The sequence below is a fragment of the Paenibacillus glycanilyticus genome, assembly GCF_023715145.1.
GTDB lineage: Bacteria > Bacillota > Bacilli > Paenibacillales > Paenibacillaceae > Pristimantibacillus > Pristimantibacillus glycanilyticus_A.
In genome coordinates, this window is record NZ_JAMBNP010000010.1 from 190,180 (window position 1) to 209,022 (window position 18,843).

The following is an 18,843-nucleotide window of genomic DNA, read 5'->3' on the forward strand; positions in this document are numbered from 1 at the left end:
AGTTCTGATTCTTTGAATAATGTGACATATAAATAACGTATTAGAGGTAGGTTTATTGCAAAATTTGTGCGCAGTGCATAGAAGAACTTCCGAAACAGCAAACCTACACCCAAAGTTATGTTATTAAAATTGACGCGAGATATCCCTCAACTTATATTTAATCCGAATGAAACGGTAAGAATATGGGGGGATATTGTGGAAACAAGGAAGTTTTATAACGGACTGTTTTTTCAAATCGTAATGTCGATTGTGCTTGGAATTGCCGTGGGCTATTTTTGGCCGTCATTGGGGATAGATCTAAAGCCTTTGGGGGACGGCTTCATTAAGCTTATCAAAATGATTATATCTCCGCTTGTGTTTGTCGTTGTTGTCCTTGGGATCGCTAAGGTGGGAAACATCAAGACCGTTGGAAGAATCGGCGGCAAGGCACTGATTTATTTCGAGGTAGTCACGACGATTGCGCTCATTATCGGATTGGTCGTCGCTAACGTAATGAAGCCCGGTCAAGGCATGAACGTGGATACTGCCGGCTTGTCCTTGGAGGAAGTAGGAAAGGTGACGAAGAACTCTGAGCTGCCCCATGGGACGGAATTCTTCATGAACATCATTCCCGAGAGTGCCGTGTCTGCATTTGCCTCCAACACGATGCTTCAGGTACTGCTTGTTTCCTGCTTATTCGGATTTGCCGTTGTCCGTATTGGAGGAGCAACCTCCGAATATGTGATTAATCTGCTGGATCATATAAGCAAAGTGATCTTTCAGATTATGGGCTTCATTATGAAGCTGACCACAATCGCAACCTTTGGAGCCATGGCTTTTGCGGTGAGTCAATATGGCATGCAGACGCTTCTCTCCTTCGGCAAGCTATTTGGGGCCATGACGGTGGCATGCGTTATTTTCCTCCTTATTCTTGAGGTGATTATGAGGCTGTTTGTTGGCATGGGGCTGTGGGGAGTCATCAGGCTGATACGGGAGGAGATTATCTTCTCCTTCGCAACTGGATCTACGGAAGCCGTCATGCCGCAATTGATGAGCAAGCTGGAGAAGGCCGGCTGCGACCGTTCGGTTGTAGGTCTCGTTGTTCCTACCGGTTATTCCTTCAATCTGGATGGCGCATCCATCTACTTATCGTTGACGCTCGTATTTCTGGCTCAGGCGACGGGCAGTGATCTAGGCTTGTCCGAGCAGCTTCTCTTATTGGGCATTCTTCTGCTTACCTCCAAGGGAATGGCGGGGATTCCCGGATCTGCTTTTGTGGCGCTGTCTGCGACAGCGGCAAGTACGGGATTTATTCCAATAGCGGCTGTAGCGTTAATGCTGGCGCCAGACCGGATTATGGGGAACTTCCGTACGACCATTAATTTAATCGGCTACGCCGTTGCGACATTTGTAGTAGCAAGATGGGAAGGAATGTTCGATAAAAAGCTAGGCACAGCGTTTATGCAGACCGGTGTGTTCTCGTCTCCGCCAACCTCCTCGCATGAGGTAAAAGCGGATTAATCCTTAGTCTCCGGTCCAAACAAAAGAGGCCTACCCCGGGGTAGGCTTCCTTATCTTTTATCGTTCGCAGCTGATGGTCAGGTTCGCGTTCAGCGTGCCGCCGGCTTCGAGCATAACGAGCTCTTCCTGGCGATTCAGCTCGCCGGTCATTGCCATCCACGGCTCGACGCAGACGAATGGCTTGTCCTGCACGGACCAGAGCTGAAGGTATTTGAAAATATCATCGTATGTCATGCGGACACGGGCGCCGCCGCTGACAGGGAATGCGATTTCGCGCTTTACGGAGCCAAGCAGGGTAACCGACTCGACCATACCGTCGAGATCCAGCTCGCCGGTGAAAGGCTTTTCGACCATGTCGTTATAATCGAGGTAGGTGGTTGCATCGTTCTCATACGAAAGGTTCTTCGCATCGGCGTTGAAATACGGGTGGAAGCCCGCGTAGAACGGCATCGGCTCGCCTTCGGTCAGATTGCGGTATTGCTGGCGGATATGCAGCTCGCCGTTCACCAGGGCGTAGGTGAAGCTCAGCTCGAAATCAAACGGGTAGCTCTGCTTCGTCTCTTCGTTGCTGCGCAGCACAATCGTGATCGAGGCTTCGCCATCCGTATTGGTGCCGGTCACTTCCCAGACGGAAGTGCGCGCTACGCCATGGTTAGCCATCTCGTACGATTTGCCGTTCCAGGTGTAGGACTTATTCTCGAGCTGTCCGCAGATCGGGAACAGAATGGGATTGCCGCCGCGGATATTCGCCGTTGGATGCTCGAACGTTGCTTTGTCGAGATAGAAGACTTCAAGTCCATGAAGCTGGCAGCCGATAACGATGCCGCCGCGCTCCGGACATACCTGGATCCGGGAAGACGTGCTTTCCTCGATGAGTTCATAAACCTTAAACGTGTCGGTATAGCTGTTTACTTGAAACTGGCTCATATGGCCCTCCTATGTATCTGTTTTTCTAATCCCATCTTATCATAAATAAACAAAAGGCTGTCCGCAAACGGGACAGCCTTCGTGGTTTATTTCGTTGCGTTACCAGCCGCTGGACTTGCGTCAGGGCTTGCTTCTGCGCTTGCGTCAGGGGAAGCGGATTCCTCAGCCGCAGCAGGATCAAGCTTGTTCGTGATTTTCGCTTTTGCTTTCAGGTCAGCCATCCAAGTAGAGGACAGTTCGCTTACTTTTTGCGTAATCAGCTGCGTCTTGATGTCTTCTTTTTTCTCTTCGAGCGTAGGCGTTACGGCAGCCTTCTCATCGGTTTTCTTGATGATGTGGTAGCCGTAGCTTGTTTGTACGATGCCGCTCAGCTCGCCTTTTTTCAGCGCGAATGCCGCTTCTTCAAATGCCGGATCCATCGTGCCTTTGCCGAAGAAGTCGAGGTCGCCGCCTTTGTCTTTCGAGCCCGGATCCGTCGATTTCTCCTTCGCCAGAGTAGCGAAGTCAGCGCCGCCTTGCAGGTCTTTGAGAATCGCTTCAGCTTCTTCTTTGGTTGCGACAAGGATATGCGAAGCGCGGATTTGTTCCGGCGTCGACATCGATGCTTTGTTCTCATCGTAGTAAGCTTTAATGTCTTCGTCCGTTACTTTAACTTGCGGCTCAAGGATTTTGCGGATTTTCACTTGAACGCCCGCGTCTTGACGCAAGCTTTCTTCCGTCATGCCGTATTGGGAAAGCGTTTGGTTGAACTCGTCTTCCGAGCCAAACGACTTCTTCAGAGTCTCGATTTCTTTGTCGATATCCGCTTCCGTTACGGTTACTTTAGCATCTTCCGCTGCTTGGTCGATCAGCTCTTGCGTGATCATGTTATCCAGGGTAGACGCGCCGCCTTGCTCCACGAGGGAGTCATACAGCTTGTCCTTTGTAATTTTAACGCCGTTAACCGTTGCGACAGCCTCGGAGCCGCCTCCAAACGGTGGCTTGATCAGTACGATTACAAGCACGATCGCCAAAATCGCCGATACCGCGATCCAAGCTTTGCCGCCGCTGCGGCCGCCTGCTGCTTGTGCGGGAGTCTCGGAAGTTAACGCTTGCTTGCGCTCTTGCTCTTCCTCTTCTACAGCATTATCTTGCTGCTCTTCTTTAGCCTCTTCTGCCGGCTGACCCTCTTTGTTGTCATCTTCGTAAACGAATTGTGTTTCTTTCTCCGCAGCCGTGTCCCGTTCCTCATCTTCTCTTTTGTGCTGCGAGTCTTTGTTTTCCATTCTTCATGAACTCCCTTCAACAAAAAGGCACTATTTTTACAATCTTCACCTACTATAACAAAACAATCGGGAAAAAACCTTAATTCAAAATAAAAATATGTTGCATTCAGTCGCTTTTCGTATAATGGTATAAGTATACAATATTAGGCTTTAGTCGCATCAGTCATGTCCAGAGAACTAGTGACGGAAGGTGGGGGACGTTTGGTCACATTACACGGAGAGTATAACGGCTGGGTTATTCTTCTCTCATTCATCATCGCATTATTCGTTTCGTACTCTGCCTTAAATCTGGTGTTCAAAATCTCGCATTCCAAAGGAAGGGTGCAGCTCGGCTGGATGCTGGCAGGCGCCTTTGTCATGGGCAGCGGGGTATGGACCATGCATTTTATCGGGATGATGGCCTTCCACATTGGCATTCCTATTACCTATGACGTACCCATAACGCTCTTGTCGATTGTTGCAAGCATTTGCGCTTCTTTTGTCGCCTTCTACCTGACGATGGCAAAAGAAATCAACCGCCTGAAGCTTCTCGGGGGCGGCTTTATCATGGGCGCGGGAATCGTTGCGATGCATTACACCGGCATGGCGTCGATGCATTCTCCGACAATGTCTATACAATATAACCCATTTATAGTCATATTATCCGCTGCGATTGCGGTGTTGACCTCATGCGCGGCTCTATATTTATTCATTAATTTCAGGGACGGCAGCAAAGCGGTATGGTCCAAATGGGCGGCCGCCGCGCTGATGGGGCTGGCCGTCTGCGGGATGCATTACACGGGGATGGGTGCGGCATCCTTCTGGTGCGGCGAAGCGGAGGTTACGTTGTTAACCGAAGATATCCCGATTAATCTGTTTCTTCTAATAAGTGTAACGTTGGTTACGCTTCTTATTATGCTCGTGACCTGGATTGCGATCTATCTCGACCGCACGGTTCTGGAGCGCATGGCCTACAGCGATCCGCTGACCGGACTTGCGAACCGCCATGCGATGAACCGCTATTTCGATCACAAGCTGGATAATTCCCGTACTTACGGTCTGCTCTTCCTTGACCTCGATCAATTTAAGGTCATTAATGATACGCTTGGCCATGATGTAGGAGATTTGCTTGTCGAGGCCGTTGCGAAGCGGCTGCGGTCCCATGAGAGCGAGGGGGCGCAGACCTTCCGACTTGGCGGGGACGAATTCCTGCTTGTGACCAAAGGGCTTGCGCCCCTTGAGGTAGAGCAGCTTGCGACGGGCATTCTCGAGGATATTCGCAAACCGTATTTACTTGAAGGCAACGAGCTATACATAACGGGCAGCATTGGAATCAGCTTATCCCCGGAGCACGGCTTGGAGAGGTCTTCGCTCCTGATTGCGGCGGATACCGCCATGTACCAGGCAAAGCGCAGGGGCAAGAATCAATATTGTCTCTACGACGAACAGATGGAGCGGGAGCTTATCCGGCGCATGGAGCTGGAGAAGGATCTTCGGCTGGCATTGCCAAGAGATCAATTTGTCGTTCATTATCAGCCGAAGTGGGATGCATCCGCTAACCGCGCTATAGGAGTAGAAGCGCTGCTGCGCTGGAATCATCCTATTTTGGGCCGGATTTCGCCCGAAGAATTTATTCCGATCGCGGAAGAGACGGGGCTGATCGTGCCGATCACCCGCTGGGTGCTTGGACAAGCCTGCCGGGACTGCTTCGAATGGAATGAAGGCAGAACCGAACCGCTCAGCGTCTCGGTTAATATGTCCGTCAGCGTGTTCGACAGCAAAAATCTGGAGGACATGGTGATCTCGGCTTTGCTGCATTCGGGGCTTGATGCGACTCAACTTGAGCTCGAGATTACGGAGACGATTGTAATGCATAACGTCGAGGATGTTGTTGAACAGCTGAAGTCTATCAGGGAGATGGGCGTGGAGATTTCAATGGATGACTTTGGTGCCGGCTATTCCGCGCTGGGCTCTATTGATCTGATTCCTTTCCAAACCTTAAAGATAGACTAGCTGTATATGCAGCAGAGCGATTCGCCGTCCAAGCGCGCGATCATTCATACGATTATTATGCTGGCCAAACAGCTTAATCTGGATGTGATTGCCGAAGGGGTCGAGACCGAGCAGCAGATTGCCTTCCTGCAATCCGCCGGGTGCAGCAGAATACAGGGCTATTACATCAGCAAGCCGATGTCGCGGGCTGATCTTGATCTTTGGCTGCAGCAGTCGATATTCGCAAGTGGAAGACAAGCGTCTCAGAGCTTGATCGGATAAACGTTAGCCAAGGAGGGCGTCGGATTTTGAACAGTCAGGCAAAAATCTATCTGTATCTTCTGTTATCAATGGCGGTCCCGCTTATCGTTTTTCTCGTGCTTCATCTTAATCCGTCCTGGGATTATCATTTTCATTCGTCAGGCGGGCATTTCTACATCGTCAGCATTGTGTCCGGCGCGGCCTTTGCGCTTGCCGTTGCTGTCGGGGTGGCGGCCATACGGCTTCGTAATTTAAAAATCAGCTTTTTATCCTTGTCCTTCATATCGCTCGCTGCCTTATTCCTTGTTCATGGCCTATCGACGCCAAGAGGGATGGAGCATGCAACCGCTCTGCCGAGCAATGCTGCGCAAATGAGCATCTTGCTGGCGGTGATGTGGCTGTGGCTGTCGTCGATGTCCTCGGACCGCCGCATTATTAGCTGGCTTTCCGCGCATCAGCGCTGGCTGCTGCCGATCTGGACGGCCTCGATTGCCGTCATATGCGCCTTGCTGTGGCTGTTCTCCGATCAGATGTACTGGCTTCAGATGAAGCAGGATCCGATCAAATGGGCGGCAACCCTGCTCATCACGGGATTAAATGTATGGACGATGTATCGTTACCTGGAGACGTATCTGTCCACGAGATTTCCGTTGCAGCTTGCTATCGTGTACAGCTCCGGCTGGATGATTGCGGCGCAGTTCATTAACGTGACGGGGAAAATGTGGATGGTCAGCTGGTGGATCTACCACTTGCTCCTGCTGGCTTCGGTCAGCGCCATGGTTGTCGGCATTTATTATCAGTACCGGAGCTCCGGCTCCTATACGATGTCGCTTAAGCAGCTGTTCCAGAATGATCCGAAGGAATGGATAAACGGCTACATGTCTCCGGCGGTACGGGAGCTTATCCGTACGACGGAAACGCGCGACGCGTATACGGCGGGCCATAATTACCGCGTGGCGTTGTATGCGATTCAGCTCGGAGAGGAGCTGGGGCTGAACCGCGATCAGCTTCGGGCTATCGCGCAGGGCGGCATCGTGCATGATATTGGCAAGCTTATCGTCCCCGATCATATTCTGAACAAGCCCGGCAAGCTGACTCCGGAGGAGCGGGAGGTTATCGAGAAGCATCCGGTAACCGGATTTAACTTATGCCGCCGGCTGGGATTCATGCAGGAGGAGCTGGCTGTTATCCGCTCGCATCATGAGCGCTGGGACGGGAGCGGCTATCCGGATGCGCTGAGCGGGGATCATATTCCGCTGCTGGCCCGGGTAACGGCGGTTGCGGATGTGTACGATGCGTTGACCTCATCGCGTTCCTACCGGGCAGCGCTGTCGCATGAAGAAGCGATCAGCATCATCCGCAAGGAGCGGGGGAAGCATTTTGACCCCTTATGCGTGGATGCTCTGGTACGGATAGCAGGCGATAAGGGCTGGGCTTTTAAGGCTTCGGCCAGTTAAATCGAGAAATGGTAAAGATTGTTTATAGGCGAATAGCCCGGGTTTATTTCCATAGGCCGTGGGTGTATGATAGAGGAGTTCAATAGAGTAGTTACTTACGGAAGGGAAGGAATGAATGGAATGACGTACGTAGCAGACAAAGCTCGTTATGAAGACATGAAATACTTCCGCGTAGGCAAAAGCGGCCTCAAGCTGCCTGCCGTATCGCTTGGCTTATGGCATAATTTTGGCGGCACTGACCGTTTGGAGAACGGACGCGCCATGATTCACCGCGCTTTTGACCTGGGCATTACCCATTTCGACCTGGCGAATAACTACGGTCCTCCGGCGGGCTCCGCCGAAGAGACGTTTGGTCAAGTACTTAAGCAGGACATGGCGGCATACCGCGACCAAATGATTATCTCCACTAAAGCAGGCTATTACATGTGGGAAGGTCCTTACGGCGACTGGGGCTCCCGCAAATATCTGGTATCGAGCCTTGATCAAAGCTTGAAACGGATGGACCTGGAGTATGTAGATATTTTCTACCATCACCGTCCGGATCCGGAAACGCCGCTTGAAGAAACAATGGCGGCGCTTGATCATATCGTGCGTTCGGGTAAAGCGCTGTATGTGGGCTTGTCCAACTACAGTGCGGAGCAGACGGCTCAAGCCTCCGCGATCCTGAAGCAGCTTGGCACGCCATGCCTTATTCATCAGCCATCGTATTCGATGTTTAACCGCTGGATCGAGAATGGCCTGCAAGACGTGCTCGATCAAGAAGGCATCGGTTCTATCGTCTTCTCGCCGCTCGCTGGCGGTTTGCTTACGAATCGTTACCTGGAAGGCATTCCTACGGATTCCCGTGCGGGCGGACCAAGCGTCTTCCTGAACTCGAATTCGATCACGGAAGAGAAGCTGGCTAAAGTTCGCGCGCTGAACGAAATCGCTCAAAGCCGCGGCCAATCGCTTGCGCAGATGTCACTTGCTTGGGTACTTCGCGGCGGCCGCGTAACATCCGCCCTGATTGGCGCAAGCCGCGTCGAGCAAATCGACGACAACGTTGCCGTGCTCAGCCGTCTCGATTTCTCCGAGGACGAGCTGAAGGCGATCGAGAGCATCCTGGCTTAGATCGATGTATATCGCCTGAGGAAGGTATTTCCTCTTGCTCTCATCGATATGATTTGATTTGTTGGACCATGAAGGCTGCCGATTGATCTCGGCAGCCTTTTTCTGAGAAGAGGGAGGGTGAAGAGATGGAGGTGCGGTTATCCGACTATCGAGAAGAATGGGCACGAATGTTTCGGGACGAAGCGGGATATTTGCAAGCTGTATTGGAAGGCTTGGAGATACGATTCGAGCATTTCGGAAGCACGGCTGTCCCGGGGATGAAAGCAAAGCCTGTCATCGATATGATGGGAATTGTTGATGACATGAACAAGATAGATGCATTTAACGATAAGATGGCTTCGCTTGGCTACGATGTGGCAGGCGACTGGGGGATTCCCGGCCGAAGGCTGTTCCGCAAAGGCGGAGAGAATCGCACCCACCATATTCATTTCTACCAGTCCGATAATCCTCAGATCGAGCGGCATCTCATCTTCCGGGACTACCTGCGATCGAATCCCGAAGAAGCCGTCCGATACAGCCGCTTTAAGGAAGATCTTGCTCGGCGTTACGAACAAACCAGCCAATACAGTCCCGCCAAAAAAGCGTTCGTAAGTGAAATGGAACAGCTCGCCCTCGCATGGTATAAGCAAAAGAAGCAATAGTTTAATAGCTTAATAGTTTGATAACTTTATAACTTTACAACTTTATAACCTGCTGATCTCCTCCACCTTGCACGAACTACATCATATTCACCCAAGAACGCTTCTTCACTTCATTTACGTTGCACGAACTACAGTATATTTTCTCTAAAATCACCAAATTGGCCTCAAATCAAAGAATATCCTGCATTCCATACAGGATATCAGCCCCGACACGTCCAAAACGCGCCATTATCCTGCATTACATACAACGTACAAGGCAGAGCCCTAATTATAGTTTGCTGCGGAGCGTCAGCAACAATAGACGCATCAATGCGCCGTCAATATTAAAGGGAATCAGAATTCAATCGGGAACCCTTCTTTTTGTTGTCTTGCCCGCGATCACGAGAGTGGGGCAAAGAATTTAGTGCAGAAGGCACCGTTCTGCGCCTTGCCCTGCCTCAACAAACCGCCAAGTAACGGAGGCGGGAGGCGGTCCCCTTACGCCCCCAAAAATGAATCGAGGACGATTGGAGAGGAATGTATCTCCTGAAGGAGCGCAGCGCCTGCCTTTGCGTACGCTTTGCAACCTCTGAATATTGTTCAGGAAAAGTGTACGCAACAGCAGCCTAAGGAGATACATTCCGCGCAATGAGCTCCCCGATTCCCCAATCGTCTATCGATTCCCCACCCTCCTGACGATATAATACATGTAGATTTACTCGGAAGGGGACGGCTTACTTGAATAATCTATCGTTGCGGACCAAAGGCTTGTTCATTATCGTCTTGATCACCTTCATACCTCTTGGCATTGCGGGTGTAATCAATTACATATCGATCAAAAATGAAATGATAGATACCGCTGCCGACAGAGCGGCCAGTCGGCTTAGCGTTAGCGCGAATTTTTTGTCTTCCTGGCTGCAGATTAGAAGGGCCGAGGTTGTGGTCATGAGCCGGACCGACGTGGTACGGTTCGGCAGCGATAAAGATAAACTGCAATATTTCAAGCAGGAAATGTTCCAATCCGACTACACCTATCATGCGATAGGGTATATCGACATGAGCGGCAAGGCAATCCGCACGAACGGCGGTCCTATAGACATGAGCGGACAAGCCTTTTTTAAGGATGCGGCGAAGGGAAAATCTTCTGTCACGGATTTGTTCCTCCCTTCCTTTGACAATCTGAAGCAGTCTCTTATTGTGGTGCCCGTCTATAATCAGGTTAACGAAGTGAGCGGCGTCGTTTATGCGTCGATGCCCATGTCGACGATGTCGCCGTATTTTCTTGTCGACAAAGATCCTGGCGCGGAGTATTGGCTCTATAATGAGCGGGGCGTGGTGCTGTTCCACTCTTATTCCTTGACATTGGGCGTTAAGCCAAGCGAAGGGCTGCTGAACGGACAGCCGGGCTTCACGCTCCAGAAGCTGATCCGCGTATCCGGCAATATCCATATAAACCGCGGCAATGAGAAACATGTGCTCTTCTTTATGAAAGTAGACAGCGAGGCTCCTTGGCACGCGGCGCTCGAAATGCCGATGTCAAGCTTGAATAAAGGCCTGTCCAAAGTATTATGGTGGACGTTCTCAACAATCACGTTGTCCGAAATCGTCATTGTTATTCTGTTCTGGCTGTACTTCAATACGATCATTAATCGGCTGAAAGGCATCCTTACCGTTACGAAGCAAGCGGCAGACGGTCAATTTGAGGTGGAGCATCTGTCCCAGGAGCCGGGAGATGAGGTCGGCAACCTTGCCGAGTCGGTTAACGGGATGATGGAGCATTTGAAGGACATGTTTGGCCGGCTTGAGGCGATTATTAAGCAGAACGAATACTCCTTTATTTTGCTGGACGAGAATTATCGCGTCGATTATATGAATCAGGCCGCCGAGAAGCTGATTGGCTACACCACGCAGGAACTGAAGGGACATGCCACGCCGCTTCTGTTCATGGACCCCGACGAGATTGAGCGCGAGGCGGAAAAGTTGTCCGAGAAGCTTGGCGTTCATGTCGAGCCCGGCCTGGAAGTATTCCGAATGCTCCGGCAGGTGGATTTCTCCTATGAACGGCAATGGACCTATGTACATAAAGACGGTACCAAGATTCCGGTACGCCACTTCTCCAACGGCCTCCGGGATCATCAGGGTCGTCTGACCGGCGTTCTGGGGATGGCCTATGACATGACGGAGCAGGTGAAGGTGGAGAAATCCCGCAACCTTCTGCTTGATATTATCGGCTCGGCCAAGGACTTGATTGCCTCGATCGATCATAACGGGAAGGTCGCTTATATCAATAAAGCCGGCAAGCGGATGCTTGGTCTGCCGCTGAATTATAAGCCGAAGGATTATAAGAGCTATGTGGATTCTTCGATGTATGTTTACCTCATTAAAGGCTCCAAGATCGCCCAGAAATACGGCTACTGGGAAGGAGAAGCCGAGCTTCTGACGCAGGCCGGAGATAAGGTAAATGTATCCCTTGTTATTGTGGCGCATTCCTACACGAATACGGGCGAGCTCTATTTCTCCTGCATTGCGCGGGATATTACGGAGCAGAAGCATATTCAGGAGGAGCTGATCCGCGCGACGCATGAAGCCGAGCAGGCAAACGCGGCCAAAAGCCGGTTCCTTGCGATGGTCAGCCATGAGATCCGCACGCCGCTTAACGGCATTATCGGCCTGTCGCAGCTGATGCGGCGCACCGGTCTCTCTCCTTCGCAGAAGGACTATATGGATAAGCTGGGCAACTCCTCGGAGTCGCTGCTTCGCATCATTAATGATCTGCTTGATTTCTCCAAGATCGAGGCGGGCAAGGTTGAGGTGGAGCGTATTGCTTTCCATCCGCAGGAGATGCTCAGCCGCCTGACCGATCAGCTCAGCGTCTTCATGGGCGGCAAGGAGCAGTTCGAATTTATTCTGGAGGTGCCGGGGCAGCTGCCTTCCACGCTTCTTGGCGATCAGATGCGCGTCGAGCAGATTCTGCTTAACCTGTGCATGAACGCGATCAAGTTTACCGAGCGGGGTTATGTGAAGCTGATCCTTGAAATGGCGGAACAGGGCTCTGACGGATTAAAGCTGCAATTCGCGGTGGAAGACACCGGCATCGGCATGACGAAGAAACAGATCGACAAGCTGTTTGTGCCCTTCACGCAAGCAGACGGCTCAACCACTCGCAAGTATGGCGGTACGGGCCTAGGACTTGTCATTGCCAACGGACTTGTAAAAATGATGGGCGGCAAGCTGCATGTAGACAGCGAGCCTGGATTGGGAAGCCGATTCAGCTTTGCCCTCACGTTCCCTGTTTTGTCTTCCGTCGCGGAAGAGAGGCTGGTAGTCAGCAAGGAATTGGAGGATCAATGTATTTGGGTAGTAGAGGACAGCGATGAGATGCGGAAGCATTGGTGCGAGCTGGCGGAATCCTTTCGCTTGACCGCGGTGTCTTTCTCCTCGTGGGGAAGCGCAAGGGAGAAGCTGCGCCGGATGGGTGCGGGGGCTATGCCAAAGCTGATTATGCTGGACATGGAGATGCCGGATATGTACGGAGCGGAGACATGGCTGGAGTTCCATAAGCAGGCTTCGGCAGCAGGCGTGAAGACGGTGGCGCTTACGACCTCCTTCGGACGGGACGAGCTGATGCAGATGCCGGATTCGGGCCGTCCGTATGCCATTCTTACCAAGCCGGTTACCCGTCTCGCCTTATTCCATGCCTTAAGCGGAACGCTGGACCAGAAGCCGGTACAGGTGAAGGAATGGATGAACGGTGCCCTGGAGGCTGCGGCATCTGCAGTGCCTAAGGATAAAGTGCGTATCCTGCTCGCGGAAGATAATCATATTAATCAATTGGTAGCCATTGAGCTGCTGAAGGAAAGGGGCTTTGAGGTGGGTCTGGCCGAGAATGGCCGGGAAGTGCTGGAGAAGCTGGAGCGGGAAGACTGGCATGTCGTGCTGATGGATATTCATATGCCGGAGATGGACGGGATGGAAGCCACCACGATCATTCGTGCCGATTCCCGGTATGAGAAGCTGCCGATTATTGCGGTAACGGCCAATTCCCTGCGCGCGGATCATGAGCACTATCTGCAGCTTGGCATGAACGGAGTCGTGACCAAGCCGCTTGATGCGGACCAGCTCTATATGGTCATCTCCAATCTGCTGAACAACAAGAAGTTCCCCGTCATGCAGCATAACTGGCGTGGATCGGACGATGGGCTTACGGAGCTCGACGGCATTCAAGTCGATACCGCGCTTGCCAGAGTAAGCGGCAAAATATCCATTTTGCGTCAGATGCTGGTCCATTTCCTGAAGGATTACGAGGGGTTCTCGGACAAGCTGATCGAGGAGCTGGAGAATGGTCAGGTCATCAATGCCAGACGGATGATCCATACGCTGATGGGGGCGGCCAGCCACTTATCGGCTAACGATGTGGTGCAGGCCGCCGCGCGTCTTGGCGAGATCGTGAAGAAGGAAGAGGGGGAGGAGGATTGGCGGCCAGCCGCCGAACAGTTGAAGCTCGAGCTTGATCGTGTCATAACCGGTCTGCAGAATAAATCGATTACAACTTTCGACAGATTATCCTAACAATCTTCTAACATTTTATTGTTAACCCTTCCATCCGTATTGTATATTAGAGATAGATTTATATTTTTTGACAGAAATCTTCTTTCCCATAGGGGTGGCGCCGATGAATAAAGTTTTAGTAATTGAAGATGACGTCATGATGAGGGATATGCTGTCGATGTACTTGTCAGAAGAAGGGTATTCGGTTAGACAAGCAGGAACCGGCGAAGAAGGCTTGCGGACTGTTCAGGAGTTTGTGCCTGATATCGTTCTCCTTGACCTGATGCTGCCTGATATGGATGGTATGGAGGTTTGCGCCTCTATTCGTGAACGATCGCATGTGCCGATTATGATTCTATCGATGAAAAGCGAAGTCTCCGAGCGTGTTCAGGCTTTGAAGGCCGGGGCCGATGATTATATGTGCAAGCCATTCAGTATGCATGAGATGACCGCAAGAGTGGAAGCGTTAATCAGGCGTTCCCAGTTCAGCGCCGCAGAAGCCGAAGCGGCCATCGGAATGGAGGCGGAGGAAGCAGATCTCGCGCCGATCCAGCTGGATGCCGAGCGCCGGATGCTCCTTGTGAGAGGCAAGCTGATCGAGACGACATTTTCGGAATTTGAAATGATGAAGCTATTCTTATCCCACCCGGGCAAGGTATTCAGCAGAGAAGAACTGATCAATACGATTCGGGGGTTTGATTCTTTTGTAACGGATAGAGCCATTGATGTGCATATCGTGAATCTTCGCAAAAAAATCGAACAAAACCCGAAGGAACCCCGTTTAATTCGTACGGTATGGGGCTTTGGTTACAAATATACGACCGACCACAGTCAGGAACATGATTAAGGTAAGCGACCCAAAGATCACCTCCGCTGCAGGGTGATCTTTTTTATACCCAGTTGTCCGAATATACCTAACATACTTCTAAAGAACAATCCGCAATTTTTCTAATACTTATATGGGACTATAGGATTAACAGTAATGACAAAAGGATGGTGTAGCAATCGTGCATGGGTTAGCCGGTTTACCTGAACGGCAGGAGGCTTACGCTCAGCTGGAGGTAGCTTTGAGCAACGTGCGGGCGTCAGGACAACGACTCGTTGTGGCGTTGATTCAGATCGATCGTTTCTATGGCGTGAATGAGGCTAAGGGCTTAGAAGCAGGCAACCAGGTACTTGAAAGTATCGGAGTACGGTTAAAGCAGGGAGAGGGGACTTCGGTTGTCACCTTAATCTCAGGCGATACTTTTCTAATGGTTCGAGAGATCGGATACTCGCAGGCGGAATGCGCAGGCGCGGTAGAAGAGATGAAATATGCAGCGCAATACCCGGTCTCCTATGAGGGTACGGAGCTTAATCTGACGGCCAGCATAGGGACATGCCTGTTCCCGCAGAACGGACGGACAAGCGAGAGGCTGCTCGGCCACGCCGAAACGGCGCTTATCAAATCTCGGGAGCAAGGCGGCAACCGGATTACGTTTTACAGCGAAGAAGAGACGGAGCAGATGAACCGCTGGCTTGAAGTTGGGGCCGCCCTGCGTCCGGCTCTTTATATGCGTCAGTTCCATCTGAGCTATCAGCCGATCTTCCGTACCGAAAGCGGGCGGCTGCGCGGCTTCGAGGCGCTGATCAGATGGAATCATCCGGAGCTTGGCACGATATGGCCGGGCGAATTTATCCCGATTGCCGAACAAAACGGACTAATCGTACCGATCGGCGAATGGGTGCTCCGTGAGGCATGCCGGATGCTCTCCGGTATGCAGGAATACGGCTTGAAGGAGCTTGTTATCTCCATCAATGTATCCCATGTCCAGCTGATAGACGGCGCATTCTGCAGCATGGTCGCTCATGTGCTGGAGGAGGCGGGCATTGAGCCTTCTTCCCTGGAGCTTGAGGTGAAGGAGGATGTCATTCTCCATTTCACGGACCAGACTTTGGCCGTGCTCAGCAAGCTTCGCGCATTAGGCGTGAGGATTACGCTGGATAACTTCGGAGAAGGCTATTCGTCCCTTGCCAACCTGAAGCAGCTGCCGGTCAACAGCGTGAAGATCAGCAAGTCCTTCATCCGTCAGATCGATGTGCAGAGCGTAGAGCGTCACATCGTGGAGGCCATGATTGGACTCCTGCATAAGCTGGAGATTGATGTGATTGCGGGTGGCGTCGAATACGAGGAGCAATATAAGCTATTGAAGGAATGGAACTGCGACTTTGTGCAGGGCTTCCTGCTTGGCTCGCCAATGCAGCCCGATCTGCTGGATATGTCGATTATCCGCAAGTCACCCCAAACGGCCTAAATAATATAATGTGCTAAATCTAAAAGCCCTGAACGATTCGCATGAAGCGGATCATTCAGGGCTTTCGTATTAGGCTGGTTAGCTTACTTCCAAGTACAGCTTCGTCCCGTCATTATATTGAAAAATCGCAACGTCGCGGACAACCTCGACCTTCGATATGCGTTTCCACTTCTTGCGGAAATCGAAGTTGAATTCCATCTCAACCAATTTATGATGAAGTTGTTCAACGGAAGCCGCCTGCTCGTTAACGTAATAAACGGGAACCGAACGGTCTTTGAAGGTAATGATTTTCATCATACCATTCGCACCTCCACTCGTTTTTTTTCCAGTTTACTAGAAACGTTTTAGCCGCTTATAAAATGGTCATAAGGTTATTGTTTGATTTGCTAACAATATCCTAACAATTTCCTTAGCTGCTGCTGCCGTACTTCTTCTTGTAGTGGCTATGACCGTATGGGGGTTGCTGCGGCGGATAGTAATTTCCTTTTTTGTAATCGCTGCTGCTGCCGTGATGGCCGTGTCCGTAATGACCGTTTTGGCCATAATGACCTTTATGGTTGTAATGCTTGCCGGTAACGGAACCGAGGAGTCTTTGTAGCAAGTGTCTAATCATAATTTTGACCTCCTATATTAATTATTAAGTCTTTTTTATTGATTTGAAACACTTTAGACTTACCAGATAATACGTAGCTGTATGCCGCAGGTTTCGTTCATTCCGGCCTATTCCGCTTCTGCTGGCGGGAAACCAAACCGTTCTCATCCCGTATTGTGGAGGGCAAGGAGGGATTCTTATCTGGTGGAAGCAATGGATCATGAACTGGCTGGACTACCCGATAAGGCAGGGGACTGTCTGGTCGGGCACTTACCGGATCGATGAGTTTCTCGGGATGGGAAGCTACGGTCAGGCGTACCGTTGTACGGATCTGCGAAGCGGCGGTTCCTTGCTTCTGAAGAGGGCCAAACCAAGCAAGCGTGACACGGGCCGGAGGCTGCTGAGACGGGAAAGCGATATTCTTCAACAACTGAATCATCCGCAGCTGCCTAGGTGGCGGGGTTGGAGTATCCATCGCCGGGAGGAAGCACTCGTGATGGACTATATAGAAGGCGTTACGGCAGAGCAGGCTATCCTGCTGGAGGGAAGAACTTATACCGAGCAGGAAGCGCTCAGAACGGTGCAGGCTTTGCTCTCTCCTCTGAAGCATCTGCATGAAGCCGGCTACGTGCATCGTGATGTGCGGATTCCGAATGTTGTGGTCAATCAAGAAGGGATATACTTGATTGATTTGGGGTTAGCCTGTCTGATAGGCGAATACAGCAGGGAAGAGGAGCCAAGCGGCTTCGCCGACAGCTGGGGGCCGGTCAAGTTCCGCATGCGCCAGCCGGATCAGACGAGCGATCTGTATGGACTTGGCCATCTCTTTCTGTTTCTCATGTACGCCGGCTATACGCCGGAAGAGGGGGAGAAGGAGCGGGGCTGGGAGGAAGAGCTGACGCTTGCGCCGGAAGTGAAGGATTTCGTGAGAGGCCTTCTTGCGGGCAAATGGCAGACAACGGCGGAATGCGAGCAGGCGCTGGAGCGGATTTTGAAGCATTATTCCTCGGGAAATAACGAATAAAGCAGCATATTGTCGAATTTTATAAGAAGGTTGTTTTAGCACTCAGCAAGATATTTTAAATAAAACGGAACAGGGGCACTTCCCCTATTCCGTTCGTTAGTCATTAAGCTGCTATCTGATTATCCGGGGTTTTGCCCTTGCTTTTAAAGTTGCCTAAAAATAAAGAATTGGTCATATGGAATTTCTCTAGTATTAACTTGGTGACGGCATAAGGGAAAGCCACTCCAATAAGGGTGAAAAATAAGTAATTATAAGAAATGTATTGATTCATTAAAGTATTGAAAAATATATGCAGATACATGATTGGCAGCGAGGCTGCCCCTAAATGAGCAAAGAAACGACCTGGAAGCGAAGCCGATATAACTTTGCTAAGAAGTAACACCATTATCATGAGAGAAAAAGGAATAAGCGCGTCTAAAAGAACGTTTGTATATTGCTGGTCTTTTAAATCGAGATCATAAGCAATTACTTTAAAGTGATCAAGACCTACGAACAATAATGAAAGCAAGATAATAGCCCCTATTACTAACTTGCTTTTTAATATTGCATTGAAATACGATTTTAAGTAAAACCCGATTGCATAATAAGTTAGTGTCATTAACGAAATATCCGCACTCCAGGGAACCATTAAGTTTATGCTATGTTCTGTTTTTACATAGGTAATCAAGTAGGCTATCAAGTGGGCGGCCAGATAAAGCAAACCAATAATAATTGCTTTTGTTTTGTTCGTTTTAAATTTTAGATCTATTAGGGCAAATAGTATCTGCGTTAAGAAAAGACATGTAATAAACCAAAACGGCGACAATATCCCATCCAAAGCCTGCCCTCCATACGGGATTTTTGCGAATTCAATTAATATATGTTTAATGCTTAAATCCGGGCTTAAGAGTAGTAAGTTAAATAGGGTTAACACGCTTGCGAATAAGAAGTATGGAATCAATAACTGCTTTCCTCTCTTTACGCACCAAGGATAAAAATCTTTCTTATTTTCCAGGGGCTTGTAAAAGTAACCGCTCATCGCAAAAAATAGGGGCATGTGGAACCAAAAAAGATAGTGCTGAGCAATCAAGTTATCTGAATGCCCCATAACTACAGCGAGAATACCTATTCCTTTTGCAGTATCCATCCATGTTTCTCTATTTTTTATCATGCAGAACAAGCTCCTTCCGTTTATTGGTAATAGATTATCAAATAAAGAAGTCTTTGCCTATAACATGATGAAAATAAAGTTTACATCAAAAACGATCAACAGCGCGGGTTCCGACCATTCGGAA

Annotated in this window: 13 protein-coding genes and 1 pseudogene; 9 read left to right on the forward strand and 5 right to left on the reverse strand. The window is 50.3% G+C overall.

Going from position 1 to position 18,843, the window contains the following annotated elements:
• Nucleotides 1-195: 195 nt before the first annotated feature.
• Nucleotides 196-1,500: a cation:dicarboxylate symporter family transporter gene (locus M3194_RS23840; RefSeq protein WP_251656584.1), complete on the forward strand. Its 1,305-nt coding sequence runs from the start codon at nucleotides 196-198 to the stop codon at nucleotides 1,498-1,500.
• A 57-nt stretch (nucleotides 1,501-1,557) separates the two neighbouring features.
• Here the strand turns inward: M3194_RS23840 and M3194_RS23845 are convergent, their stop codons facing one another.
• Nucleotides 1,558-2,427: an aldose epimerase family protein gene (locus M3194_RS23845; protein ID WP_251656585.1), complete on the reverse strand. Its 870-nt coding sequence runs from the start codon at nucleotides 2,425-2,427 to the stop codon at nucleotides 1,558-1,560.
• Between the two features lie 86 nt (nucleotides 2,428-2,513).
• A complete protein-coding gene (locus M3194_RS23850) occupies nucleotides 2,514-3,692 on the reverse strand; it encodes a peptidylprolyl isomerase (protein ID WP_251656586.1) in 1,179 nt (392 codons plus the stop codon).
• A gap of 357 nt (nucleotides 3,693-4,049) precedes the next feature.
• On the opposite strand from M3194_RS23850, the pseudogene M3194_RS23855 reads away from it, so the two are divergent.
• The 7 genes and pseudogenes from M3194_RS23855 (at nucleotide 4,050) to M3194_RS31515 (ending at nucleotide 15,953) form a co-directional block, all read left to right on the forward strand.
• Nucleotides 4,050-5,945, forward strand: a pseudogene (locus tag M3194_RS23855) (bifunctional diguanylate cyclase/phosphodiesterase).
• Nucleotides 5,946-5,971: 26 nt separating this feature from the next.
• Nucleotides 5,972-7,381: an HD-GYP domain-containing protein gene (locus M3194_RS23860; protein WP_251656587.1), complete on the forward strand. Its 1,410-nt coding sequence runs from the start codon at nucleotides 5,972-5,974 to the stop codon at nucleotides 7,379-7,381.
• A 120-nt stretch (nucleotides 7,382-7,501) separates the two neighbouring features.
• On the forward strand, nucleotides 7,502-8,491 hold the full coding sequence (mgrA, locus tag M3194_RS23865; RefSeq protein ID WP_251656589.1) for an L-glyceraldehyde 3-phosphate reductase: 990 nt from the start codon (nucleotides 7,502-7,504) through the stop codon (nucleotides 8,489-8,491).
• Between the two features lie 125 nt (nucleotides 8,492-8,616).
• Complete coding sequence (locus M3194_RS23870; RefSeq protein WP_251656590.1) at nucleotides 8,617-9,132, forward strand: GrpB family protein; 516 nt, start codon at nucleotides 8,617-8,619, stop codon at nucleotides 9,130-9,132.
• A 717-nt stretch (nucleotides 9,133-9,849) separates the two neighbouring features.
• Nucleotides 9,850-13,680 carry a response regulator gene (locus M3194_RS23875; protein WP_251656591.1) on the forward strand — a complete coding sequence of 1,277 codons (3,831 nt, stop codon included), beginning with the start codon at nucleotides 9,850-9,852 and terminating at the stop codon, nucleotides 13,678-13,680.
• 103 nt (nucleotides 13,681-13,783) lie between these two features.
• Nucleotides 13,784-14,506 carry a response regulator transcription factor gene (locus M3194_RS23880; RefSeq protein WP_251656592.1) on the forward strand — a complete coding sequence of 241 codons (723 nt, stop codon included), beginning with the start codon at nucleotides 13,784-13,786 and terminating at the stop codon, nucleotides 14,504-14,506.
• Between the two features lie 160 nt (nucleotides 14,507-14,666).
• A complete protein-coding gene (locus M3194_RS31515; RefSeq protein ID WP_251656593.1) occupies nucleotides 14,667-15,953 on the forward strand; it encodes a putative bifunctional diguanylate cyclase/phosphodiesterase in 1,287 nt (428 codons plus the stop codon).
• Nucleotides 15,954-16,031: 78 nt separating this feature from the next.
• Here M3194_RS31515 and M3194_RS23890 read toward each other — a convergent pair whose 3' ends face one another.
• A complete protein-coding gene (locus tag M3194_RS23890) occupies nucleotides 16,032-16,250 on the reverse strand; it encodes a hypothetical protein (protein WP_091188405.1) in 219 nt (72 codons plus the stop codon).
• A 112-nt stretch (nucleotides 16,251-16,362) separates the two neighbouring features.
• On the reverse strand, nucleotides 16,363-16,566 hold the full coding sequence (locus M3194_RS23895; protein WP_251656594.1) for a hypothetical protein: 204 nt from the start codon (nucleotides 16,564-16,566) through the stop codon (nucleotides 16,363-16,365).
• Between the two features lie 199 nt (nucleotides 16,567-16,765).
• Between M3194_RS23895 and M3194_RS23900 the strand changes: the two genes are divergently transcribed.
• Nucleotides 16,766-17,569, forward strand: coding sequence for a serine/threonine protein kinase (locus M3194_RS23900; protein ID WP_251656595.1), 804 nt, complete (start codon nucleotides 16,766-16,768; stop codon nucleotides 17,567-17,569).
• Between the two features lie 103 nt (nucleotides 17,570-17,672).
• Here the strand turns inward: M3194_RS23900 and M3194_RS23905 are convergent, their stop codons facing one another.
• Entirely contained in the window at nucleotides 17,673-18,719 is a 1,047-nt protein-coding gene (locus M3194_RS23905; RefSeq protein WP_251656596.1) for an acyltransferase family protein, read from the reverse strand.
• Between the last annotated feature and the right edge of the window lie 124 nt (nucleotides 18,720-18,843).